This is a genomic window from Streptomyces sp. NPDC107581 (assembly GCF_055657175.1).
In genome coordinates this window covers 1-24391 of the sequence record NZ_JBVKBH010000024.1, presented here as the reverse complement: position 1 = coordinate 24391, position 24391 = coordinate 1, and the positions used below count along the sequence as shown (strand labels likewise).

Sequence of the window (24391 nt, the reverse complement as noted above, 5' to 3'; positions counted from 1 at the left end):
CATGGCTCGCATGGCTACTCATGTGATCACCGGGGCCGGTTCCGGCATCGGCGCGGCCGTCGCCCGCCGTCTGCACGCGCGCGGGGACGAACTCGTCCTGCACGCGCGCGACGCGGGCCGCGCGAAGGAACTGGCGGCCGGGTTCCCCGGGGCGCGCACCCTGGTCGGCGACCTCTCCGACCCCGACAAGCTCTCCTGGGCCTTCTCGCACCAGACGCTCCCGGAGCGGGTCGACTCGCTGCTCCACATCGCCGGAGTGGTGGACCTCGGCGAGGTCGGCGAGCTGACCCCGAAGTCCTGGCGCCACCAGCTCAACGTCAACCTGATCGCTCCCGCCGAGCTGACCCGGCACTTCCTGCCCCAGCTCCGCGTCGCCCACGGCCATGTGATCTTCGTCAACTCCGGTGCCGGACTCACCGCCCACGCCGGCTGGTCCGCGTACGCCGCCTCCAAGCACGGCCTGAAGGCCCTGGCCGACTCCCTGCGCCAGGAGGAGCACGGCAACGGCGTCCGCGTCACGTCCGTCTACCCCGGCCGCACCGCCAGCCCCATGCAGGCCAAGGTCCACCAGCAGGAGGGCAAGGACTACGACCCGGGCAGGTGGATCGACCCGGAGTCGGTGGCGACGACGATCCTGATGTCCCTGGACCTGCCGGGGGACGCAGAGGTCAACGACCTCATGGTGCGGCCGGGGCGGTGAGCGGCGCCGGCCCCCGCTTTCCCGCCGGCCGGGTGGGTGGCCGGTGGGCATGGGCCGGGGTCCGGGGGCGGGGCTCCCTGGGGCGGGTACGGCATACCCTGCCGGGGTGAGTGAGAACAGCGAGTTCAGGTTCCCGGGAGCCACCGGTGTGGGGTCCATGCCCGGCGGGGACGCGCGGGAGGCGGCCAAGACCGTCACCGGCAGCTTCGAGGACTTTCCGTATCTGGCCGAGCTGCCCGCCCGCGGCCCCGGCGCCGACATGATCGGCCGTACCGCCGGAATGCTCGTCGAGCTGTACGCGCGCGTGGAGCCCAGCGGCTGGCGGATCGGGGACCGGCCGGGGCGGGACACCAAGCGGGCGCGGTCCTGGCTGGGGGAGGACCTCGACGCCCTGGAGGAGTTCACCCAGGGCTACGAGGGCGACCTCAAGGTGCAGGCGGTCGGCCCCTGGACGCTGGCCGCCGCCCTGGAGCTGAAGAACGGCGAGGCCGCCCTCTCCGACCCCGGCGCCTGCCGTGACCTCGCCGCCTCCCTCACCGAGGGACTGCGGCTCCACCTCGCCGAGGTCCGGCGGCGGATCCCCGGCGCCCGGCTCGTCCTCCAGCTCGACGAGCCCTCCCTCACCGCCGTGCTGCGCGGACAGGTCCGTACCGCCAGCGGCTACCGCGCGCACCGGGCCGTGGACCGGCAGCTCGTGGAGTCCGTCCTGCGGGACGTCATCGGCGTGCACGACGGCGGACCCGTGGCCGTCCACTCCTGCGCCCCGGACGTGCCCTTCGCCCTCCTGCGCCGGGCCGGCGCGGCGGCCGTCTCCTTCGACTTCTCCCTCCTCACCGAGCGTGACGACGACACCATCGGTGAGGCCGTGGAAGGGGGCACCCGCCTCTTCGCCGGTGTCGCACCGGGCACGGACGGCCCGTTGTCAGACCCTGCCGGTAGCGTCATGGGTGTCAGGACGCTGTGGCGCAGGCTGGGGCTGCATCCCGGGCTGCTCGCGGAGGCGGTCACGGTCACCCCGGCGTGCGGTCTCGCGGGTGCTTCCCCCGCCTACGCACGCCAGGTGCTCGCCCACTGCGTCCAGGCGGCGAGATCCCTCGCGGACAACCCAGAGTAACGGGAGGACGACACGGTGGCCGGCGACAAGCAGCAGGCGGAGACGGCAGTGCCCGCCGAGGCACGTGAGAGGCACGCGCAGCTCGCTGAGCAGATCGAGGAGCACCGCTTCCGGTACTACGTGAAGGACGCTCCCGTCATCAGCGACGCGGAGTTCGACAAGCTTCTGAAGACGCTGGAGGCGCTGGAGGAGGAGTATCCGGAGCTGCGCACGCCGGACTCGCCGACCCAGAAGGTCGCGGGGTCGTACGAGACGGAGTTCACGGCGGTCGAGCACCGCCAGCGGATGCTCTCGCTCGACAACACCTTCAACGACGACGACCTGGCCGCCTGGGCCGACCGCATCGCCAGGGAGCTGGGCGAGCAGGAGTACCACTTCCTGTGCGAGCTCAAGGTCGACGGCCTCGCCGTCAACCTCACCTACGAGCACGGACGCCTCACGCGCGCGGCGACCCGGGGCGACGGCCGCACCGGCGAGGACATCACCCCGAACGTCCGCACGATCGCGGAGATCCCGGACCGTCTGCACGGCGACGACGTCCCCGACCTCGTGGAGATCCGCGGCGAGGTCTACTTCCCGATGGAGAAGTTCGAGGAGCTGAACGCCCGCCTGGTCGCGGCCGGTGACAAGCCCTTCGCCAACCCCCGCAACGCGGCCGCCGGTTCGCTGCGCCAGAAGGACCCGCGCGTCACCGCCACCCGCCCGCTGCACATGGTGGTCCACGGCATCGGCGCCCTGGAGGGCTTCTCGGGCATGACCCGTCTCTCCCAGGCCTACGACCTGCTGAAGACCTGGGGCCTGCCCACCTCCCGGCACAACCGCGTGGTCGACGACCTCGACGGGGTGCGCGCGTTCATCGCCCACTACGGCGAGAACCGCCACTCCGTGGAGCACGAGATCGACGGCGTCGTCGTCAAGCTGGACGAGATCCGCCTCCAGGGCCGTCTCGGCTCCACCGCGCGGGCCCCGCGCTGGGCGATCGCCTACAAGTACGCGCCGGAAGAGGTCAACACCAAGCTCATCGACATCAAGGTGGGTGTCGGGCGCACCGGTCGCGTCACGCCGTACGCCCAGGTCGAGCCGGTCACGGTGGCCGGCAGCGAGGTCGAGTTCGCCACCCTGCACAACCAGGAGGTCGTCAAGGCCAAGGGCGTGCTCATCGGCGACACCGTGGTCATCCGCAAGGCGGGTGACGTCATCCCGGAGATCCTCGGCCCGGTGGTGGACCTGCGCGACGGCAGCGAGCGGGAGTTCGTGATGCCGGGCGAGTGCCCGGAGTGCGGCACCGCCCTGCGGCCCATGAAGGAGGGCGACATCGACCTCCGCTGCCCCAACGCGCGTACCTGCCCGGCCCAGTTGCGCGAGCGTGTCTCCTACCTCGCGGGCCGTGAGTGCCTGGACATCGAGCACTTCGGCGCGGTGGCCGCGGCCGCGCTCACCCGCCCGCTGGAGCCGGCCGAGCCGCCGCTGGTGGACGAGGGCGACCTGTTCGACCTGACGGTGGAGAAGCTGCTGCCCATCAAGGCCCATGTCCTCGACCCGGACAGCGGTCTGCCCAAGCGGGACCCCAAGACCGGCGAGGAGAAGGTCGTCACGGTCTTCGCCAATCAGAAGGGCGAGCCGAAGAAGAACACCCTCGCGCTGCTGGAGTACATCGAGGCGGCCAAGGAGCGGCCGCTCGCCCGGTTCCTCAACGGTCTGTCCATCCGGCACGTCGGGCCGGTGGCCGCGCAGGCCCTCGCGCGCGAGTTCCGCTCGATCGACCGCATCGAACAGGCCGACGAGGCGGAACTGGCGAACACCGACGGGGTGGGGCCCATCATCGCCGCCGCTCTCAAGGAGTGGTTCGCCGAGGACTGGCACCGCGAGATCATCCGAAAGTGGAAGGCCGCCGGAGTCCCGCTGGAGGACCAGTCCTCCGGCGAGGACGAAGGGCCGCGCCCGCTGGAGGGACTCACCGTCGTCGTCACCGGCACGCTGGAGAACTTCACCCGCGACGGGGCCAAGGAGGCGCTGCAGACCCGCGGTGCCAAGGTGACCGGTTCTGTATCGAAGAAGACTTCATTTGTCGTCGTGGGCGACAGCCCGGGATCGAAGTACGACAAGGCCATGCAGCTCAAGGTTCCGGTTCTGAACGAGGACGGTTTCGGCGTCCTTCTGGAGCAGGGCCCCGACGCGGCGGCCGAAGTCGCGCTTCCGACCGGGGAGTAGCGGTTGAAGGCCACCCGATCGGCGCATATCAGATGCATACGGGTGGCCCGGGCGCATTCGGGCAACCGTCGACGACCGCTGCCCGAGAAAGCCTTCTGCGGCCTACTGTTGAGGTGTGCGCCTGCCGTGCCCAGCTGCGGTTGGGGCATTCCCCTGCTCGCCGAGGGCACGGGGAAGGGTTTTCCAACGCGGACGCCGATGGTTGTCGGGCATCGGGCCGCGAGGCGTGGGCACCGCCGGCTGTGAGAGGGACGGGAATGGAACCGACCGAGAGCGCCGCCCCGGACGTACGGCCGCGCCTGCGCCGCCGTGCGGGCGCGTGGCGGGGAAGCCGGTGGACCGGGCGGGGCGCCGAGCGCACGGGCACCCGGACCCGCCAGGCAGGACCGGGCACCGCGTCCGAGACACACCCCACGATCCCACTGGCCATCGAGCCCGCGCCCGCGCTGTCCGACGCGGACTCCGAACGGCACGTGTCCTGGCCCGCACTGCCCGCGGCCGTCGTGGCCGCCGCCGGATTCGCCCTGGGCGCGGGCTTCTACCGCGCCTTCACCGGCAACCACGCGCTCTTCCCGGGCGGCACGGCCGGCTGGTCGCTGGCCGTGCTCACCGGCATCATCGTCGGCCATCTCGTGATGCTCGGCCGGGCCCGCTGGTGGGGCGGCACCGGCTCCGGCGCCGCCCTCACCCTCGCCGTCCTGCTGCTGTTCGGCTGGGTGCCCGCCTGGATGGTCAGTCTCACCGTCGTCGTCCTGGTCGGCATAGCCAGGCGGCACCGCTGGCGGCAGGGCCTGCTGCACGGTGCCGTGGACATCCTGGGGATCAGCGTCGGCGCCCTGGTGCTCGGCTCCTTCGGGCGGGTGCCGAGCGTCGAGCAGCCCTGGCGGCCGGACAGCTGGAGCATCGCCACGGTCCCCGAGGTGGTCCTCGTGGCGGCCGCCTACCTCGCGGTGAGCCGCGGCCTGCTGTGGTACCTGCACGCCCCGCGCGGCGGGGGGCTGCCCACCATCGCCCGCACCGCCCTGGTCAGGCAGGGTCTGGTCGCCGTCGCGCTGCTCGGGATCGCGCCGCTCGTGTGCGTGGTCGCCGACGCCCAGCCGGTGCTGCTGCCGCTGTTCGCCATCCCGCTGGTCGCCCTCGACTCCACGCTGTGGATGGCCCGGGCCCGTGCCGAGGAGCAGCTGCGCGACCCGCTGACCGGACTGCCCAACCGGCAGTGGCTGCTGGAGCGCATCTGGACCGCCCTCGACGACGCGGAGCGGATAGGCGCGCGCACCGCCCTCATGCTGATCGACCTCGACCGATTCCGGTCGGTGAACGACACCCTCGGTCATCTCGCCGGTGACCGGCTGCTGTTGCAGATAGCCGACCGGCTCCGGCTCGCCCTGCCGCGGGGCGCGGAGGCCGCCCGGCTCGGCGGTGACGAGTTCGCCGTCTTACTCCCCGTCGCCGACTCCACCACGTCGGCCACGCGCGTCGCCCGCGGCCTCGTCGCCGCCCTCAGCTCGCCGCTCGACCTGGACGGACTCACCCTCGTCCTGGAGGCCAGCGCGGGCGTCGCCGTCTTCCCCGACCACGCCCTGGACGCCGAGGGGCTGCTGCGGCGGGCGGACGTGGCGATGTACCAGGCGAAGCGGGACCGTACGGGCGTCGAGGTCTACGAGTCCAAGCGGGACTCCAACACCCCGGACCGGCTGGGCCTGCTGGGCGATCTGCGCCGGGCCCTGGACGCGCACGAGGTGCAGCTGCACTACCAGCCCAAGGTCCGCTTCGACGGACAGGTCGCCGGCCTCGAGGCGCTGGTGCGCTGGGTGCATCCCGAGCGCGGGAAGGTGCCGCCGGACGAGTTCATAGCGATCGCCGAATCCTCGGGGCTGATGCCCCATCTGACCGAGTATGTGCTGGAGACCGCGCTCGCGCAGGTCGCCCGGTGGCGGGCGCAGGGGCTGCGGGTGCCGGTGGCGGTCAACGTCTCCCCGCGCGATGTGCACACCCCCGGCTTCGCGGGCTCGGTCGCCGCGCGCCTGGCCCGGCACGGAGTCCCCGCGGGGGCGCTCCAGCTGGAGATAACCGAGCATGTGCTGCTGGAGGATCCGCAGCGGGCCGCCGACACCCTCGCCGGACTCACCGGGCACGGCGTGAAGATGTCCCTCGACGACTTCGGCACCGGGTACTCCTCGCTGGTGCATCTGCGCCGGCTGCCGGTGAGCGAGCTGAAGATCGACCGTTCCTTCGTGGCCCGGCTGGCCGTGGACAACGAGGACGCGGAGATCGTGCGCTGCACCGTGGATCTGGCGCACTCGCTCGGGCTCCTGGTCGTGGCCGAGGGCGTGGAGGACGACGAGACCTGGGAGCGGCTGCGCGACCTCGGCTGTGACGCGGTCCAGGGGTGGCTGGTCGCCGCGGCGATGCCGCCCGAGGAGACGACGGCGTGGCTGCGGGCGCGGGGCTCCCGCGGATGGCAGCGCCCGCGGGCTGCGCTGCCGGCCGCCGAGTAGTTCTTCCCGCCGGCCCGCCCGTTCGACTCGGCCGAAGACCTGCCCCTTCCCGTGGGGGCCGATCGCCGCCGGCGGCCTCGGGCGGTCCGGGTGCTGCGGCCGCAGCGGCCGCGTGCCCGTGCGGCGCGGCTGGAGCGGCGGTGCCCCCTTTCCCTTTCCCCGTGGCCGATCCCGTCCCTTTCACCTTTCTCCCCGGGGCCGATCCCGCGGGGCCGGCCGCCGTCGGCGGATACGGGGTGTCAGTTCCCCGCGAAGTGTCCGATCAGGAGCGCCAGCCGGCGCTCGTGCGCCTCCGCCGGAAGGCGTCCGCTTCTCATCAGCGTCGCCAAGCCGTGCAGGCCCGCCCAGAACGTCTCCGTCAGCAGGCCGGGATCGTCGCCCTCGGCCGCGATCGGCTCCACGACGGAGAACAGCTCGCCGAACGCCTCCTTCAACGGTGCCGGGGCCTCCTCGGTGGCGAACGGCAGATCCACCAGGTGGGTGAACATCGCGTCGTAGAGGGCCGGCCGCCGCCGCGCGAAGGACGTGTACGTCTCCGCCACCGCCGTCAGCGCCTCCCGCGTGCCCGGCGCCGCCGTGCGCGCCCGCCGCAGCTCGACCGCCAGGTCGGCGCAGCCCTGGACCGCGACCGCCGCCATGATCGCGTCCTTGCCCTTGAAGTGGCTGTAGAGGACGGGCTGGCTGTACTCGATCTCGGCGGCCAGCCGGCGGGTGGTCACCGCGTCCCAGCCCTCCGCCTCGGCCAGCTCCCGCGCGGCCGTGACGATCAGCCGCTCGCGTTCCGCTCGTTCGCGCTCCCGGCGCGTCTGGATCGACATGACCGTGATTCTAGCATCGCTAGCCAATCTGTCGACGCTCTGCTAGCTTCGCTCATGTCCCTAGCGCTGCTAGCAAGGAGAGAGACATGACCGTCACCGCGTACACCCTGGCCGTCGTACTCGACCTGTTCTGCGTGTTCCTCGGGTACCGCTTCCTGTTCCAGCCCGCCTCCGCCGCCGCCGGCTACGGCGTCCCGGCCCGGCCGGACGGCGACGCCCGTGCCTACCTCTCGGTCAAGGGCCTCAGGGACGGCACGCTCGGCCTGATGGGCCTCGCCCTGCTGGCCTTCGACGGTGCCCGTGCCGAGGCGCTGTTCATGCTCTGCGTGGCACTGGTGCCGCTCTTCGACACGCTGATAGTCCTGCGCAACGGCGGTGCAAAGGCCGTGGCCTACGGGATCCACTTCGCCACCGCGGTCGTTGTACTGATCAGTGCGGCCCTGCTGTTCGCCGTCTGATCACCCGATCGCTCACAGGGGAAGCGTCATGTCGATGTTCGTACCGAAGTTCGACGAGACCGTGATCGTCCGGGAGGCCGAGGCCGAGGTCGTCGGCCGCGCACCCACCACCATGCGGCTGCTGGCCGACAGCAGCCGGACCGGCGGCGCCCTGTCCACCCAGCGCGTCACCCTCACGGCGGGCGCCGACGGCGCCAAGCCGCACCGGCACGACAACTCCGCCGAGATGTTCTTCCTGCTGGACGGAGCCGCCGACATCCTCTCCGGCGAGGACGTCGTCACCGCGGGCCCCGGTGACCTCGTCGTCGTCCCGCCCGGCAGACCGCACGCATTCGCCGCCGTACCCGGCGCCGACGCCGACCTGCTCATCGTCCTCGCACCGGGCGTCGAGCGCTTCGCATACTTCCGCCACCTCCGGCGCGTCGCCCTCGGCGAGGTCCCGCCGGAGAGCCTGCTGGAGGTGCAGGAGCTGTACGACAACCACTTCCTGAAGAGCGCGGTGTGGGACGCCCGACGCCACTGACGCGCGGGGTCCCGGCAAACCGTTTCACGGGCACCGGGGCCCGCCCCATAGGATTGGGCTCAAAGCACTCACACTCACCCCAGAGGATCGCTGCATGCCTGGCATCACGCGCGAGGAGGTCGCCCACCTCGCCCGGCTGGCGCGTCTGGAGCTGAAGCCCGAAGAACTCGACCACTTCGCGGGACAGCTGGACGACATCATCGGCGCGGTCGCCCGCGTCAGCGAGGTCGCCGACCAAGACGTACCGCCGACCTCCCACCCGCTGCCGCTGACGAACGTCATGCGCGCGGACGAGGTCCGTCCCTCGCTCACCCCCGAGCAGGCGCTCTCCGGCGCCCCGGCCCAGGAGCAGCAGCGTTTCAAGGTGCCGCAGATCCTGGGGGAGGACTGACCATGACGGACATCATCAAGCTCACGGCCGCCGAGACCGCCGAGAAGATCGCCTCCGGCGAGCTGACGGCCGTCGAGGTGACCGAGGCCCACCTCGCCCGCATCGAGGCCGTGGACGAGAAGGTCCACGCCTTCCTGCACGTCGACCGCGAGGGCGCGCTCGCGCAGGCCCGCGCCGTCGACGAGAAGCGGGCCCGCGGCGAGAAGCTCGGCCCGCTGGCCGGCGTCCCGCTCGCACTCAAGGACATCTTCACCACCGAGGGCGTACCCACGACCGTCGGCTCGAAGATCCTCGAAGGCTGGATCCCGCCGTACGACGCGACGCTCACCAAGCGGCTGAAGGCCGCCGACGTGGTCATCCTCGGCAAGACCAACATGGACGAGTTCGCCATGGGGTCCTCCACCGAGAACAGCGCCTACGGCCCGACCGGCAACCCCTGGGACCTCACCAGGATCCCCGGTGGCTCGGGTGGCGGTTCCTCCGCCGCGCTGGCCTCCTTCCAGGCGCCGCTCGCCATCGGCACCGACACCGGCGGCTCCATCCGCCAGCCGGCCGCCGTCACCGGCACGGTCGGCGTGAAGCCGACCTACGGCGCGGTCTCCCGCTTCGGCATGGTGGCGTTCTCGTCCTCTCTCGACCAGGGCGGCCCCTGCGCCCGTACGGTCCTGGACGCGGCGCTCCTGCACGAGGTCATCGCCGGGCACGACCCGCTCGACTCCACCTCCATCGACGCCCCCGTCCCGCCGGTGGTCGAGGCCGCGCGCAACGGCAGCGTCGAGGGCATGCGGGTCGGCGTGGTCAAGCAGTTCCGCGGCGAGGGCTACCAGGCCGGTGTCATCCAGCGCTTCGACGAGTCCGTCGCGCTGCTCAAGGAGCTGGGCGCCGAGATCGTCGAGCTGGACTGCCCGTCCTTCGACCTCGCCCTGTCGGCGTACTACCTGATCGCCCCCTCCGAGTGCTCCTCCAACCTCGCCCGCTTCGACGGCCTGCGGTACGGCCGGCGCACCGGCGACGACGGCAGCCACTCGGCCGAGGAGGTCACCTCCCTGACCCGCGAGGCCGGCTTCGGCCCCGAGGTCAAGCGCCGCATCATGCTCGGCACCTACGCCCTGTCGAGCGGCTACTACGACGCCTACTACGGCTCCGCGCAGAAGGTCCGCACGCTCATCACGCGCGACTTCGAGAAGGCTTTCGAGCAGGTCGACGTGATCGTCTCCCCGACGACCCCGACCACCGCCTTCGCGATCGGCGAGCGCGCGGACGACCCGATGGCGATGTACCTGGCCGACCTGTGCACCATCCCGACCAACCTGGCGGGCAACGCGGCCATGTCACTGCCCTGCGGTCTCGCCCCGGAGGACAACCTCCCGGTGGGCCTGCAGATCATCGCCCCCGCGCTGAAGGACGACCGGCTGTACAAGGTCGGCGCCGCCGTCGAGGCCGCCTTCGTGGAAAAGTGGGGGCACCCGCTGCTCGAGGAGGCTCCGTCACTGTGAGTGCACTGAACAAGGCCAAGGGCTTCAAGAAGTCGAAGTCCGGCACGTACCTGTCGATGGCCGGGACCGCGTTCGGCGCGTTCGGTGTGGCCAAGCAGATCAAGAAGGCGCGCGCCGAGCACGACACCCTGCGTCTGATCGACGCCACCGTGTCCGCCGTCGCGATCGTCACCGGCCTCGCCATCCTCTACCGCGAGCTGAAGCGGCTGGGCGACGACGACGTCCTGCTGGGCTGAGAGGGAAGTTTTCACCGTGACCACCACGATCGACCTGGTGTCGTACGAGGACGCACTGGCGTCGTACGACCCCGTCATGGGCCTTGAGGTCCATGTCGAACTCGGCACCAAGACCAAGATGTTCTGCGGGTGTTCGACCGAGCTGGGCGCCGAGCCCAACTCGCAGACCTGTCCGGTCTGCCTCGGCCTGCCCGGCGCGCTCCCGGTCGTCAACGCGACCGGAGTCGAGTCCGCCATCAAGATCGGTCTCGCGCTGAACTGCGAGATCGCCGAGTGGTGCCGCTTCGCCCGGAAGAACTACTTCTATCCGGACATGCCGAAGAACTTCCAGACCTCCCAGTACGACGAGCCGATCGCCTTCAACGGCTACCTCGACGTACAGCTGGAGGACGGCGAGACCTTCCGCGTGGACATCGAGCGCGCCCACATGGAGGAGGACACCGGCAAGTCGACGCACGTCGGCGGCGCCACCGGCCGTATCCACGGCGCGTCCCACTCCCTGCTGGACTACAACCGCGCGGGCATCCCGCTCATCGAGATCGTCACCAAGCCGATCGTCGGCGCCGGCGAGCGCGCCCCCGAGGTGGCGAAGGCGTACGTCCGTGAGCTGCGCGAGGTCATCCGTGCCCTCGGTGTCTCCGAGGCCCGCATGGAGATGGGCCAGATGCGCTGCGACGTGAACCTGTCGCTGCGCCCGAACGGCACCGAGAAGTTCGGCACCCGCTCGGAGACGAAGAACGTCAACTCGCTGCGTTCCGTGGAGCGCGCGGCCCGCTTCGAGATCCAGCGGCACGCGGCCGTACTCGGCAGCGGCGGGACGATCATCCAGGAGACCCGCCACTTCCACGAGGACACGGGGTCCACGACCTCGGGCCGCGTGAAGGAGGAGGCCGAGGACTACCGGTACTTCCCGGAGCCCGACCTCGTCCCCGTGGCGCCCACGCGCGCGTGGGTCGAGGAGATCCGCACCGCGCTGCCGGAGATGCCGCTGGCCCGCCGCACCCGCCTGCTCGCGGAGTGGGGCATCTCGGCCACCGACATGCAGGCGATCCTCAACGCCGGCGCGCTGGACCCGATCGTCGCCACGATCGACGCCGGTGCCGACGCGGCCTCCGCCCGCAAGTGGTGGATGGGCGAACTGGCGCGCAGCGCCAACGAGTCGGGCAAGTCGCTGGACGAGCTGGCCATCACGCCGCAGCAGGTCGCCCGGGTCACCGAGCTGGTGAACTCCGGCGATCTGAACGACAAGCTGGCCCGCCAGGTCATCGAGGGCGTTCTCGCGGGCGAGGGCACCCCGGACGAGGTCGTCGACAAGCGCGGTCTCAAGGTGGTCTCCGACGACTCGGCCCTCGGCACGGCCGTCGACGAGGCCATCGCCGGCAACCCGGGCATCGCCGACAAGATCCGCGGTGGCAAGGTGGCCGCGGCCGGCGCGCTGGTCGGCGCGGTCATGAAGGCGACCCGGGGTCAGGCCGACGCGGGCCGCGTCAAGGAACTGATCCTGGAGAAGCTGGGCATGAGCGAGGGCTGAGCCCCCCGCCCGTACGGCCCCGGAGGCAGTGCCTTCCGGGGCCGTACGCCTGTCCGCGGCACGCCGCAGGCCCACGCCTTTGGGGCCGTACGCCTGTCCGCCGCACTTCACGGGCCCGGGCGGCGGCCAGGGGCACTGGCCCCGCACCGGGTCTTCCGGGCCGGAGGCGCTACCCTCGCCCGGATGAGTGGACGTACCGATTCCGGCACCGAACCTGCCATACCCGAAGCGCAGAGCCCGGCGGACGGGCACCCGGCGGACGAGGACCCGGCGAACGAGGATCCGGCCGACGGGCACCCGGCAGCCACGCACCTGCCGGACGGGCGCTTGCCGGGCGGGCGCTTGCCGGACGGGCAGTTGACGGGCGAGGACCCGGAGGACGAAGACCCGGAGGGCGAGGACCCGGAGGACGAAGACCCGGAGGACCACGTCGGAGACGCCCGCCGGGCCCGCTGGACCGCCGTCGGCACCGGGGCCCTGCTGACCCTCGCCGGACTGGCCGCCGCGCTGCTGCGGCTCACCGGCTCCGCACCCGCTCTCGTCCCCGCCGCCTACGCCCTCGGTGCCGCCGTGTGCGCGTTCGCCGCGTTCCTCGGCTTGCGTGGCCATACCCGCCGGGCCTTGTGGCTGCTGATCGCCGGGACGATGGTCATGGCTCTCGGAGACCAGTTCGACTGAAGTGGCCGCCAGGGTGACAGAGTTCGCCCTGCTGTCCTGTGACCTGCCTCCCACTCGTGTGCAGGGACCCGGGAACGGGGCAAACGATCACATTCGCCTGCAAGAGTGTCCTTCGATTGCTCATGCGTTCTTTGCGGGCTGTTCAGTCGATGGACGATCGTTCCCGGCCAAAGATCAACACATAGTCCTCTGGGAGCACGTCCGTGGCAGCCCTCGCCCGTTGGTGTGTCCGGCATCGCCTGGTCGCCGTCCTGCTGTGGCTCCTCGCCTTCGGCGGGGTCAGCGCGGCCGCCGCGGTCGCCGGTTCGTCGTACTCGAACGACTACGAGGTCTCCGGCACCGAATCCGGTCACGCCACGCAGCTGCTCAAGTCGGGCTTCCCGGCCCTGTCCGGCGACAGCGACACCGTCGTCTGGCACACCGCGTCCGGCACCGTCCGCGCGCCCGGCGTCGAGCGGACCATGACCCGCGCCCTCGACCGGATCGCCGGCCTGCCCGCGGTGGCCTCCGTGGCCGGTCCGTACGGCCGGCAGGGCGCCCACCGGATCAGCGCCGACGGTCGTACGGCCTACGCCACCGTCACCTTCACCGAGCCGGCCGAGGACATCAAGAAGTCCGAGGCCGAGGCCGTCGTACGCATCGCCGTGGCCGCCGAACGGGACGGCCTCAGGGTGGAGTCGGGCGGCAGCGCCATCGGGCTCACCCGGTCCGCCCGGGGCCATACCGCCGAGGTGGTCGGTGTGGTCGTCGCCGCCGTCGTGCTCCTCCTCGCCTTCGGCTCGCTCGCCGCCTCCCTGCTGCCGATCGCCACCGCACTGGTCGGCGTGGGCACGGCGTACGCCGGCACCGGCCTGCTCGGACACGCCATGGCCGTCGCGGACTTCGCGCCCATGCTCGGGATGCTGATCGGGCTCGGCGTCGGCATCGACTACGCCCTCTTCATCGTGACCCGGCACCGGCGCGGTCTGAAACGCGGCCTGGGCGTCGGCGAGGCCGCCGTGAACGCCGTGGCCACCACGGGACGCGCGGTCGTCTTCGCGGGTGCGACCGTCTGCATAGCCCTGCTGGGCATGCTCATCCTGCGACTGGGCTTCCTCGACGGCGTCGCCGTCGCCGCCTCCTTGACGGTGGTGCTCACCGTCGCGGCCTCCGTCACCCTGCTGCCCGCCCTGCTGTCCTGGATCGGACCGCGCGCCCTCAGCCACAGGGAGCGGCGCCGGCTCGCCGAGCACGGACCGCAGCCGGAGCTGCCCACCGGCCTCGCCGCCCGCTGGTCGGCGTTCGTCGAGCGGCATCCCAAACTGCTCGGCCTCCTGGCCGCCGCCGTCGTCGCCGTGCTCGCGCTGCCCACGCTCTCCCTCCGCCTCGGCACCTCCGACCAGGGCAACGACCCCCGCTCGTCCACCACACGGCAGGCCTACGACCTCCTCGCCCAGGGCTTCGGGCCCGGAGTGAACGGCCCGCTGACCCTGGTGACGCGCGTCGACGGCGGCGCCGACAGGCTCGCCCTGGACAGCCTCGACACCACCCTGCGCGCCACCCGGGGCGTCGCCTCCGTCACGCCCGTCACCTACGACGCCGGTGGTGACACCGCGTACCTGACCGTCGTCCCCGATTCCGCGCCCCAGTCGCAGCGGACGAGCGACCTCGTCGACCGGCTGCGCGGTGACGTGCTCCCGCGCGCGGAGACCGGCACCTCCCTGGACGTGCGCGTCGGCGGGGTCACGGCGAGCTACGACGACTTCGCCGAGGTGATCGTCGGCAAACTGCCGTCGTTCATCGGCGTGGTCATCGGGCTCGGCTGTCTCCTGCTGCTGGTGGCCTTCCGCTCGCTCGGCATCCCGCTGAAGGCGGGCGCGATGAACATCGCGGCGGTCGCCGCCGCCTTCGGCATCGTCGTCGCCGTCTTCCAGTGGGGCTGGGGCAGCGAACTGCTCGGCCTCGGCCGCGCGGGGCCCATCGAGCCCTTCCTGCCCGTGATCATGGTCTCGGTCCTCTTCGGACTCTCCATGGACTACCAGGTCTTCCTGGTCAGCCGGATGTACGAGGAGTGGCTGGAGACCGGCGACAACCGGCGGGCCGTGCGGGTCGGCCTCGCCGAGACCAGCAGGGTGATCAACTCGGCCGCGGTCATCATGATCTCGGTGTTCCTGGCCTTCGTGCTCAGCGGCGACCGCGTGATCGCCATGTTCGGCATCGCGCTCGCCTCCGCCGTGGCCCTCGACGCCTTCGTGCTGCGCACCCTGCTCGTGCCTGCCCTGATGCATCTGCTCGGCGCCGCCAACTGGTGGCTGCCCGCATGGCTGGAGCGCCGGCTGCCCCGTATCAGCATCGAGCCGCCCGAGTGCCGGGCCGCCCATGAGAAGCTCGGCGAGGTCACGATGGCGGAACTGCGGAAGGAGCAGCGGCGCGATGTACGCGATATCCCTGGGTGACGGCGGTGCCGAACTGCGGCCTCTGGAGGTCTGGCACGCTGCGGAATTCCTCGCCAACATCGACCGCGGACGGGACTTCATCGGCCGGCACATCGGGCTGCCGGACGTGGTGACCGACCTGGAGGCCGCCCGCGCCTACCTCGCGTCGTACGCGGACAAGCGGGCCGCCGACGCGGGCAGCCTGCACGGCATCTGGCTGGACGGAAAGCTGGCGGGCGGCCTGCTGTTCCGTGTCTGGGACACCCCGAGCGGGGTCTGCGAGGCCGGCTGCTGGCTGGAACCGGCGGCGGCCGGGCGCGGCCTGGTCACCCGCGGCATGCGGACGCTGCTGGACTGGGCGTTCGACGAGCGGGGCATGCACCGCGTGGAGTGGCACGCGTCCTCCGCGAACGAGGGCAGCCTCAACGTGGCCAGGCGCCTCGGCATGACCCGCGAGGGCGTCCTGCGGGAGAACTACCCGTACCGCGGTGTGCGCACGGACACCGAGATCTGGGCGGTGCTTGCCCCCGACTGGCGTGCGGCACGCGCGTGCGGCGCACGCGACGATCATTAAGAGACCTCTCAGACTCCGTCCGTACGGTGCCCGGCATGGCAACGAAGACAGAGGACGTGACCAAGACCGACGACGAGCGGGCACCGCAGGAGGGGGAGGCCGCCGCCGCGGACGCCGCGAACGGCACCGGGACCGACGGCGCGGAACCGGCCGGGAAGCCGGCCGAGGGCACCGAGGGCACCGGGGCTACCGGGGACAACGGGGCTACCGGGGACAACGGGGCTACCGGGGACAACGGGGCTACCGGGGCCACCGGGGACAACGAGGACGGCCGGGAGCCCGAGGAGCACGAGGCGTCCGCTGAGCCCGGGGAGCCCGAAGCGCCTCAGGAGAAGGGTCCCTCCGGGGTCGGCCAGGGCGCCGCCGCGGTCGTCTCCGCCGCACTGGGCCTCGTCTCGCTCAGCGGCGGCTGGATCGGGACGGTCGCCGCCGCCCGCGAGACCCTCGTCGGCCAGCTCAGGACCTCGTCCAGCGCGAGCGTCGCCACGCAGGTCAAGGAGGTCTACGGCGACGCCTGGCACACCACCGCGCTGTGGGCCGGCCTGTTCGCGCTGGTCGCACTGATCACCGGTGCGGTCGTGCTCGCCCGGCCCGCGTTCGGCGCTCCCGGCCGCCCGCAGGCCGTCTGGATCAAGTCCGTCGCCTGGGCGGGCGTCTCGCTCGGTGCCATCGGCCTGCTCCTGGCCGTCCTGAAGTACTCCGACGCACTGCTCGCCCTGCCCTCGACCGGCTGAGGAAACCCCAGGTCCCCAGGGGCCTCGGGGACTCCATGAACCCCTCATGGAGTCCCCGAGGCCCCTTACGCGTGTCCGGGACACCCGCCGCCCGCGGCGGCGAGGCGGCAGCGGTGGCGCAGCGGCGGCCGTTGCGCCCCGGCCGGTCCGCTCGCCGCCCCTACGGGGGCCCCGCCCGTACGCTGGAGGAAACCGGCAAGGGGGAGCAGCCGTGTTCAACGCCTTCGAGGAACTGTTCGCGCCAGGCCGCAAGCACACCCACGACGAGGAGAACCGCCTGGAACTGACCCGGGAGGACGTCGGGGACGCCGACCCCGGCCGCGGGCCCATAGATCTCGCCTCGGGAAAGGTCGTCGTACGCCTGCCCGATCCGCCGCCCGCCGAGACGGAACCCGCGGACGACGAGCAGCGGGCCACGGACTGCGAGTGAGGCACGGACTGCGAGTGAGGCATGGACGACGAGGGCGCGGACGGCGAGCGGGGCGGGGACGGCGAGTGAGCCACGGGGGCTACTTCACCTCCAGCTCCAGCACCCGGTCGTCTCCCTCCTTCGGCGTACCCCGGCCGTCCGTGTTGCTCGTGACCAGCCACACCTTGTCGCCGCCCGCCGGAGCCACCGTGCGCAGGCGGCCGTACTCGCCGCCGAGGAAGGACTGGGGGGCTGCCGAGGCCCTGGTGCCCCGCAGGGGGATGCGCCACAGGCGCTGACCCTTCAGACCGGCCATCCAGATCACGCCTTTGACGTAGGCGATACCGCTCGGGGACGCGTCGTCGGTGTGCCACTGGGCGATCGGATCGCGGAAGCCGGTGCCGGACGACCTGCCCTCGGCCCGCGGCCAGCCGTAGTTGCCGCCCGGCACGATCGCGTTCAGCTCGTCCCAGGTGTCCTGGCCGAACTCGGAGGCGAACAGGCGCTGCCTGGTGTCCCAGGCCAGGCCCTGCACGTTCCGGTGGCCGTAGGAGTACACGGGGGAGTCGGGGAACGGGTTGCCGGGGGCCGGCTCGCCCTCCGGGGTCATCCGCAGGATCTTGCCGCCCAGGGACCCCTTGTCCTGGGCCAGGCCCCGCTCGCCGCTCTCGCCCGTGCCCGCGTAGAGCATCCCGTCCGGGCCGAAGGCGATACGGCCGCCGTTGTGGATGTTCCCCTTGGGAATGCCCTTGAAGACCGTGTCGGGGGCGCCCAGTTGCTCGCCCGCCGGCTTCTGCCCGTCGTACAGCATCCGGACGATGCGGTTGTCCGAGGCGGAGGTGAAGTAGGCGTAGACCATGTGGTCCGACGCGTAGTCGGGCGACAGGGCGATGCCCAGAAGTCCGCCCTCGCCGGCCGGGGAGACCCCGGAGACCCTGCCCAGCTCGGTCTTCCTGCCCGTCGTCGCGTCGATCCGGGTGATCGTGCCGTCGTCACGGGAGGACACCAGCAGCCCGTCGCCCGGCAGAGCGGCCAGGCCCCACGGGGTCTTCAGGCCCTCGGCCACCGTGCGCAGCACCTTGACCGACCCCTTCGTCGGCGCGGCCGGCTCGCCGGCCCGCGCGGAGGGGGCCGAGCCCGATGACGCGGTCCCCGGGCCGGCCGGCGATCCCCCGCCGCCCGAGGAGCACCCCGCCGTCAGCAGGAGCGCGGTCGCGGCCAGCACGGCCGTCACAGCTCGACGGTGCACGATCATGGTCCCTCCGGGGCGGTGCTGAGGCGGTGATCCAGCGGCAGGTTCTCCCTCTCATACACTGCTCGCCCCGCCCGGGTTCCCGCTTTGCGAGGACGGACCGTGCGAACCCGTCCGCGACGAGGGTCGCGCGAGCCCGTCCGTAACGAGGGTCGCGCGAGCGTGTGTGCGACGAGGATTGCGTGGGCCCGTTCGCGGTGAGGGTCGCGCGAGCGTGTGTGCGACGAGGATGGCGCGGGCCCGTTCGCGGTGAGGGTCGCGCGAGCGTGTGTGCGACGAGGATGGCGCGGGCCCGTTCGCGGTGAGGATCGCGCGAACCTGTCCGTAACGAGGGTCGCGCGAGCCCGTCCGCCGCGGCCGCGGCGTCTCAGTCCCAGGACACCTGCGCCCTCGGCAGCCGGGACAGCTCCGCCAGGTCCTGCCGGGTCAGCCGCAGCGCGGCCGCCGCCGCGTTCTCCTCGGCCCAGCGCCTCTGCTTGGTGCCGGGCAGCGCGATCACATGACGGCCCTGGGCGAGCACCCAGGCCAGGGCCACCTGGGCCGCGGTGACGTCCTCGCCGTGCCGGCCGGCGACACGGCGCAGGCCGGCGACGATCGGCTGGTTGGCCGCCATCATCTCGGCCGTGAAGCGGGGATGGCGGGCACGGACGTCGTCCGGCTCGAAGCCCTCCCCGGGGGTCAGCGTGCCGGTCAGGAAGCCGTTGCCCAGGGGCATCGCGGCCAGGAAGCCCACGCCCCGGGCCGCGCACCAGGGCAGCAGCGCCTCCAGCGCCTCCGGCGACCACACCGACAGCTCCGCCTGCACCGCGCTGACCGGGAAGACCTGCTGCACCCGCTGGAGCCGGCCCAGCGTCGTGTCGTACAGGCGGGTCCCGGAGCGGCGCCCGGCGCGCGCGCCCATCGCGCACAGCCCCAGCGCCCGCACCTTCCCGGCCCGCACCAGCTCGGCCATCGCCCCCCACGTCTCCTCGATCGGGACCTCGGGGTCGGCGCGGTGCAGCTGGTAGAGGTCGATCACGTCCGTCTGCAGACGCCGCAGCGAGGCGTCGCAGGCCCGCTTCACATAGCCCGGACGCCCGTTGGCCACGATGTGCTGCTCGCCCACGAGCAGCCCCGCCTTCGTCGACACGAAGGCGTCCGCGCGCCGCTCCTTCAGCACCCGCCCCAGCAGCAGCTCATTGGTGAACGGGCCGTACATGTCCGCCGTGTCCAGGAGGGTCGAGCCCAGGTCCAGCGCCCGGTGCACGGTTCTGAGCGACTCGTCGCCCCGCTGCCGCGACCCGCTGTACGCCCAGCTCATCGGCATGCACCCGAGTCCGACGGCCCCCACCGCGAGTCCCCCCGCGCCGATCGTCCTGCGCTCCACCTGCTCGTGAACCTCCCTCTCCTGGGCCCCAACCTAACCTCTGCGCAGCGGTCGCCTGACATAGCCTCCTGTCATGACCGCAGACATATGGCTGCCCATCGTGCCGCAGGAGATCGAGGGGCTCCCCGAGGGGCCCCGGTACCTGTTCTGGGACGGCGGCGAGGAGTTCCCCGGCGACCCGGGTGACTGCGCCTTCTACGTCGTGCCGTACATGAAGCCGGCCGACGTGAGCGTGCGCCCGATGCCCGGTATGGGCGCGGTGCGGGTCGTACAGACGCTGACGGCCGGCATCGACCATGTGCAGCCGAGTCTGAAGTACCTGCCCCCGGGGGTGCGCCTGTGCAACGCGCGCGGGGTCCACGAGGCGAGCACCGCCGAGCTGGCGCTGACGCTGATCCTCGCCTCCCTGCGCGGCATCCCCGACTTCGTGCGGGCCCAGGACCGGGGCGAGTGGCTTGGCGGGTTCCGTCCCGCGCTCGCCGACCGGACCGCCCTCATCGTCGGCTACGGCGCCATCGGGGCCGCCGTCGAGGACCGGCTCGCACCTTTTGAACTCGCGCGGGTGGCGCGCGTCGCGCGCTCAGGGCGCACCACGGCGCGCGGTCCCGTGCACCCGCTCACCGATTTGCCTTCTCTGCTTCCGGACGCCGATGTCGTGATCCTCTGCACGCCCTTGACCGAGGCGACCAGGGGCCTGGTGAACGCGGGTTTCCTGGGGCGGATGAAGGACGGAGCGCTGCTCGTCAATGTCGCCCGCGGACCCGTGGTCGACACCAAGGCGCTGCTCGCCGAGCTGGAGAGCGGACGCATCACCGCGGCGCTGGATGTGACGGATCCCGAGCCGCTGCCGTCGGGACATCCCCTGTGGCAGGCGCCCGGCCTGCTGATCAGCCCGCATGTGGGCGGCCCCACCTCGGCTTTCCTGCCGCGCGCCAAGCGCCTGCTGACCGATCAGCTGAACCGGTACGTGAACCACGAACCGCTGCGGAACGTGATCGTTACGACAGGAGAGGGCGGAGCGCAGATGCCGGGAGAGATCGGGACGTAATCCGCTTCCGGCACCCTCCGCAACCTTTCGGATGCGGGCCGTACCCGCATCACCGCTGGTCGTCACGGAGCGTAGAGAGGCTATGTCCCTGAGTGACGATCCTGGTGTATCGTCCCCGACAGGGGCTGCGCCGCTGATGTTCGGCGCCGGGGATGGACATTGCAGATTTGTGAGGGGGGCGACGGGCGATGCACGGCCTATGGACGAACGATCCGACGCGGCGGAGCCGCCGACGGCGACCCTGGCGCACGACCGCGCGCAGACGCGACCACCACACGAACCATCACAGCCACCACCGCAGGCCGGGCGGCCGCCGCAGGCATGCGCACCGGGACCCGCGGGACCCGGGAGCGACCGGGAGGCCGCGGTGAATGCGCCGCCCTCCGTGACGACCGTGACGAGCGCCCTGAGCGGCGCGGTGCGCGCACCGTATCCGCCGGGGGCGCCGCTGCCGCCCCGTCCGCCGGCCGTCGGCGACGGGTCGCGGCTGGTCCATCAACTGCTCCTCGCCCTGGTCTGCGGGGCCTACGCCATCGGATCCACCGTCAACTGGGGCTCGGGCCGCATCGCGCTGATCATGGGCGACTTCGGCCTCAGTGCCGCGGCGGGTGCCGCCGCCGTCTCCTGCTTCCTCTACGCCCGCAACCCGCGGGTCCGCTTCCGGCCGGCCTGGCTGCTGTTCGCGCTCTCCTCGGCGATGGCGGCCCTGGGCAACGCGGTCTGGGGGTGGTACGAGGTCGTCCTGGGGCGGAGCGTGCCCAGCCCGAGCTACGCCGACCTGTTCTTCCTGTGCTTCGCGCCGCCCGCCATCGTGGGTCTGCTGGTCCTCGCCAAGCGGCCGGTGACCAGGGCGGGCTGGATCTGCCTGGGCCTGGACGCCTGGCTGATCGGCGGTTCCCTGCTCACCCTGTCGTGGAGCCTCGCGCTCGCACAGGCGGCCCGGTTCGACGGACCGAGCGTGGCGCACACCGCGCTGTCGCTGGCGTACCCGCTGCTCGACATCGCGCTCGTCAGCATGGTGCTCGCGCTGCACTTCCGCCGCTCCCCGGGCAACCGCACGGCGGTCAACACCGCGATCGGCGCGCTCGCCCTCACCGTGATGTGCGACGCGCTGTTCACCTCACCGCTCCTGCACAGCAGCTACCGCTCCGGACAGTTGCTGGACGCGGGCTGGTTCGCCGGGTCGCTGCTGCTCGCCTACGCCCCCTGGGCCGCTCCGTTGCGCCCCGGAGCGCGGGACGCCGAACGGCACGTACCGGACGGGCACACGCGCGTGATCCACGAACACGTGCCCGGACAGCGCGGCACGGGCCACCCGCCGGCGCCCGCGCCCACCCCCGGAGGCGAGCACGGCCGCTACCCGGCCGGCCGGCCGCTCACCGGTTCGCTCGCCGCCCTCACCCCGTACCTCGCCGCCGCCGTGTGCACCCTGGGCATCCTGTACAACGTCCTCAACGGCCGCAGGCCCGACCACGTCGTGCTGATCACCGCGGGGGGCGTCGTGCTGGCGCTCGTCATGCGCCAGGGCATCATGCTGCTCGACAACATCACCCTCACCCAGGAACTGGCGCAGAAGGAGAACCACTTCCGCTCCCTGGTGCAGGGCTCCAGCGACGTCATCATGATCGCCGCGCCCAACGGCATCCTGCGGTACGTCTCCCCGGCCGCCGCCGGGGTCTACGGACGGCCCGCCGAGGATCTGGTGGGCACCGAACTGGCCGCGCTCATCCATCCGGAGGACCTGGGCTGCGTGGTGCACGAGGTGCGCCGCTTCCTCGCCGCCAACCCGCTGGAGGAGGCCACCACACGCATCGAGTGCCGGTTCCGCTCCGGTGCGGGCGGCTGGCTCAACGTCGAGTCCACCGTCAACCGGCACCACGGCGGCCTGATCTTCAACAGCCGGGACGTCACCGAGAGAGTCCGGCTGCAGGCCCAGTTGCAGCACAACGCCGAGCACGACCCGCTCACCGACCTGCCCAACCGCGCGCTGTTCACCCGGCGCGTCCAGCAGGCCCTGTCCGGCCGCCGGGCCACCGACCGGGGCGCCGCCCTGCGCGGCACGGCCGTGCTCTTCATCGACCTGGACGGCTTCAAGGCCGTCAACGACACGATCGGGCACCAGGCCGGGGACGAGCTGCTCGTCCAGGCCGCCCGCCGGCTCCAGGACGCCGTCCGGCAGGGGGACACCGCCTCCCGGCTCGGCGGCGACGAGTTCGCGGCCCTGATCGCCGGGGACGGCACCCGTGACCGTGCCGCCCGGGAGCGGAACATCCTGGAGCTCGCCGACCGCCTCAGGGTGACCCTCTCCCAGCCGTACGCCATCGACGGCAACGATGTCCGGGTCAACGCCTCCATCGGTGTCGCCTTCGCCGAGCAGGGCCTCGGCGCGGGCGAGCTGCTGCGCAACGCCGACCTCGCGATGTACCGGGCGAAGGCGGCCGGGAAGGGCCGCGTCGAGCTGTACAAGCCGCAGATGCAGCAGGACGTCGTACGCAAGGCGGAGCTGGCCACGCGGTTGCGCGCCGCGCTGCACGACGGTGAGTTCGCGCTGCTGCACCAGCCGGTGGTCTGTCTGGAGAACGGCCGGATCACATCGGTCTCCGCGCAGGCGCGCTGGCGTTCCTCCCAGGGGGTGCTGTTCACCCCGGCCGAGTTCCTGCGGGTGGCCGAGGACGGCGACAAGACCGCGGAGCTGGACCGCTGGATCCTCCAGGAGGCGGTGGAACAGGCCGCCGAGCGGGCCGCCGCCGGAAGCGTGGTGCCGGTGGCCGTCCGGCTGAGTGCCCGGCGGCTGCTGGACCGCTCGATGCCGCTGGGCTCCGTGGAGGCACTGCTGACCCGGCAGGCGCTGCCGCCCGGCGCGCTGGTGCTGGAACTGTCCGACACCGACCCCAGGGCCTCGCTGGACGAGCTGGAGCGGCGTCTGACCGTGCTCAGCCGGCTCGGGGTGCGGATCGCGCTGGACGCCTTCGGCAGCGGCTACGCGGCGATCACGGCCCTCAGGAAGCTCCCCGTCGACATCCTGAAACTCGACCGCAGCCTGGTCGAGGGCGTCGTGGAGTCCGCACGGCTGCACAAGATCACCAGTGGGCTGCTGCGCATCGCCGGCGATCTCGGGCTCCAGTCCGTGGCCGAGGGCGTGGACCTGCCGGAACAGGTCGTCGCGCTGCGCGCGATGGGCTGTACCCACGGACAGGGCATGGCGTTCGCGGGGCCGCTGGACGAGTACCGGCTGCGGCGGGCGCTCGGATCCGGCCACTATCCCGTCCCGCACGCGCCGGCCGAGCCGGCGTTCGCGGGCAGTGCGAGAGAGCCGCAGGGGCGCGTGGGCGTCGAGGGTGCGACCGCGCGGAGGCCCGACGGGCTGAGCACGGTCGTGGCCTCGACACCGACTGCGACGCCCCGGAGGTGACCGAGCTGTGGAAAGGGCCGCGGGGGTGTACACCGGAGGGGTGCCCGCCGTCTTCGGAGGTCGCAGTGCCCTTCGTTCACATATTGAGACTCCCGTCCCACCCACTTGACACGTGGTGCGTGCCGGGGGGAGGGTCAGTGCCATGCGCACCCGAATTCTCGTACTTGGACAGCGCGTCGGCTGAGCTGGGACCCACCGGAGGACGATCCGGAATCCCCAGCGACCTCACCGGCGCGCTCCCCTCGCTTGCCCTACGGCACGAGGGGTTTTTTGTTGCACGAGTGCCTTTCGTGCAGCGCTTGAAATCCGCATAAACCTCGCAAAAACCCTCAGCATCGAGAAGAGAATGCCGATGACCGAGCAGGCCACCGGGGCCCATCCGCAGCCGCGGCCCCGATCCGGAGGACAGCAGTCCGCCCCCGTCGAGCACGTCACGGGTGCGCAGTCCCTCATCCGCTCCCTCGAGGAGGTCGGCGCTGAGACGGTGTTCGGTATCCCGGGTGGTGCGATCCTGCCGGCGTACGACCC

General features: G+C 72.1%; 20 protein-coding genes. 17 read left to right on the top strand and 3 right to left on the bottom strand.

The window, feature by feature from the left end:
• Position 1: 1 nt before the first annotated feature.
• The 4 genes from ACZ7P3_RS39235 (at position 2) to ACZ7P3_RS39220 (ending at position 6523) form a co-directional block, all read left to right on the top strand.
• Positions 2-700, top strand: a complete 699-nt coding sequence (locus tag ACZ7P3_RS39235) for an SDR family oxidoreductase (protein WP_472089210.1) — start codon at positions 2-4, stop codon at positions 698-700.
• Between the two features lie 106 nt (positions 701-806).
• Positions 807-1814, top strand: coding sequence for a methionine synthase (locus ACZ7P3_RS39230; RefSeq protein WP_472089209.1), 1008 nt, complete (start codon positions 807-809; stop codon positions 1812-1814).
• Positions 1815-1829: 15 nt separating this feature from the next.
• Entirely contained in the window at positions 1830-4025 is a 2196-nt protein-coding gene (gene ligA, locus ACZ7P3_RS39225; RefSeq protein ID WP_472089207.1) for an NAD-dependent DNA ligase LigA, read from the top strand.
• Between the two features lie 257 nt (positions 4026-4282).
• The gene (locus ACZ7P3_RS39220) at positions 4283-6523 is read left to right on the top strand and encodes a putative bifunctional diguanylate cyclase/phosphodiesterase (RefSeq protein WP_472089206.1); all 2241 of its coding nucleotides are present in this window, start codon (positions 4283-4285) and stop codon (positions 6521-6523) included.
• A 239-nt stretch (positions 6524-6762) separates the two neighbouring features.
• Here ACZ7P3_RS39220 and ACZ7P3_RS39215 read toward each other — a convergent pair whose 3' ends face one another.
• Positions 6763-7341: a TetR/AcrR family transcriptional regulator gene (locus tag ACZ7P3_RS39215; RefSeq protein WP_472089204.1), complete on the bottom strand. Its 579-nt coding sequence runs from the start codon at positions 7339-7341 to the stop codon at positions 6763-6765.
• Positions 7342-7427: 86 nt separating this feature from the next.
• Here ACZ7P3_RS39215 and ACZ7P3_RS39210 point away from each other — a divergent pair, with 86 nt between their 5' ends.
• The 11 genes from ACZ7P3_RS39210 to ACZ7P3_RS39160 all read left to right on the top strand — a co-directional run bounded on the left by ACZ7P3_RS39210 (position 7428) and on the right by ACZ7P3_RS39160 (position 16806).
• Complete coding sequence (locus tag ACZ7P3_RS39210; protein ID WP_472089202.1) at positions 7428-7799, top strand: DUF4267 domain-containing protein; 372 nt, start codon at positions 7428-7430, stop codon at positions 7797-7799.
• A gap of 28 nt (positions 7800-7827) precedes the next feature.
• Entirely contained in the window at positions 7828-8322 is a 495-nt protein-coding gene (locus ACZ7P3_RS39205) for a cupin domain-containing protein (protein ID WP_472089200.1), read from the top strand.
• A gap of 94 nt (positions 8323-8416) precedes the next feature.
• Positions 8417-8713, top strand: a complete 297-nt coding sequence (gene gatC / locus ACZ7P3_RS39200) for an Asp-tRNA(Asn)/Glu-tRNA(Gln) amidotransferase subunit GatC (protein ID WP_018531282.1) — start codon at positions 8417-8419, stop codon at positions 8711-8713.
• A 2-nt stretch (positions 8714-8715) separates the two neighbouring features.
• Positions 8716-10209: an Asp-tRNA(Asn)/Glu-tRNA(Gln) amidotransferase subunit GatA gene (gene gatA / locus ACZ7P3_RS39195; RefSeq protein ID WP_472089198.1), complete on the top strand. Its 1494-nt coding sequence runs from the start codon at positions 8716-8718 to the stop codon at positions 10207-10209.
• Positions 10206-10445: a hypothetical protein gene (locus tag ACZ7P3_RS39190; RefSeq protein ID WP_020942391.1), complete on the top strand. Its 240-nt coding sequence runs from the start codon at positions 10206-10208 to the stop codon at positions 10443-10445. The genes gatA and ACZ7P3_RS39190 overlap by 4 nt, the downstream gene beginning before the upstream one ends.
• A gap of 16 nt (positions 10446-10461) precedes the next feature.
• Positions 10462-11976 (top strand): Asp-tRNA(Asn)/Glu-tRNA(Gln) amidotransferase subunit GatB, encoded by a 1515-nt coding sequence (gene gatB, locus ACZ7P3_RS39185; protein WP_472089196.1) that lies wholly within the window; start codon positions 10462-10464, stop codon positions 11974-11976.
• A 357-nt stretch (positions 11977-12333) separates the two neighbouring features.
• Entirely contained in the window at positions 12334-12654 is a 321-nt protein-coding gene (locus ACZ7P3_RS39180; protein WP_472089311.1) for a hypothetical protein, read from the top strand.
• 203 nt (positions 12655-12857) lie between these two features.
• Positions 12858-15089 (top strand): MMPL family transporter, encoded by a 2232-nt coding sequence (locus tag ACZ7P3_RS39175; protein ID WP_472089194.1) that lies wholly within the window; start codon positions 12858-12860, stop codon positions 15087-15089.
• Positions 15067-15642: a GNAT family N-acetyltransferase gene (locus tag ACZ7P3_RS39170; RefSeq protein WP_472089192.1), complete on the top strand. Its 576-nt coding sequence runs from the start codon at positions 15067-15069 to the stop codon at positions 15640-15642. Before ACZ7P3_RS39175 ends, ACZ7P3_RS39170 begins: the two co-directional genes overlap by 23 nt.
• Before the next feature lie 35 nt (positions 15643-15677).
• Positions 15678-16376 carry a hypothetical protein gene (locus ACZ7P3_RS39165; protein ID WP_472089190.1) on the top strand — a complete coding sequence of 233 codons (699 nt, stop codon included), beginning with the start codon at positions 15678-15680 and terminating at the stop codon, positions 16374-16376.
• A gap of 211 nt (positions 16377-16587) precedes the next feature.
• Positions 16588-16806, top strand: coding sequence for a DUF6191 domain-containing protein (locus ACZ7P3_RS39160; protein WP_472089189.1), 219 nt, complete (start codon positions 16588-16590; stop codon positions 16804-16806).
• Between the two features lie 79 nt (positions 16807-16885).
• Here ACZ7P3_RS39160 and ACZ7P3_RS39155 read toward each other — a convergent pair whose 3' ends face one another.
• A complete protein-coding gene (locus ACZ7P3_RS39155) occupies positions 16886-18040 on the bottom strand; it encodes a PQQ-dependent sugar dehydrogenase (protein ID WP_472089187.1) in 1155 nt (384 codons plus the stop codon).
• A gap of 364 nt (positions 18041-18404) precedes the next feature.
• Positions 18405-19403 carry an aldo/keto reductase gene (locus ACZ7P3_RS39150; RefSeq protein WP_472089186.1) on the bottom strand — a complete coding sequence of 333 codons (999 nt, stop codon included), beginning with the start codon at positions 19401-19403 and terminating at the stop codon, positions 18405-18407.
• 73 nt (positions 19404-19476) lie between these two features.
• On the opposite strand from ACZ7P3_RS39150, the gene ACZ7P3_RS39145 reads away from it, so the two are divergent.
• A complete protein-coding gene (locus ACZ7P3_RS39145) occupies positions 19477-20451 on the top strand; it encodes a 2-hydroxyacid dehydrogenase (RefSeq protein ID WP_472089184.1) in 975 nt (324 codons plus the stop codon).
• Positions 20452-20818: 367 nt separating this feature from the next.
• A complete protein-coding gene (locus ACZ7P3_RS39140; protein WP_472089183.1) occupies positions 20819-23863 on the top strand; it encodes a putative bifunctional diguanylate cyclase/phosphodiesterase in 3045 nt (1014 codons plus the stop codon).
• The last annotated feature ends 528 nt before the right edge of the window (positions 23864-24391 follow it).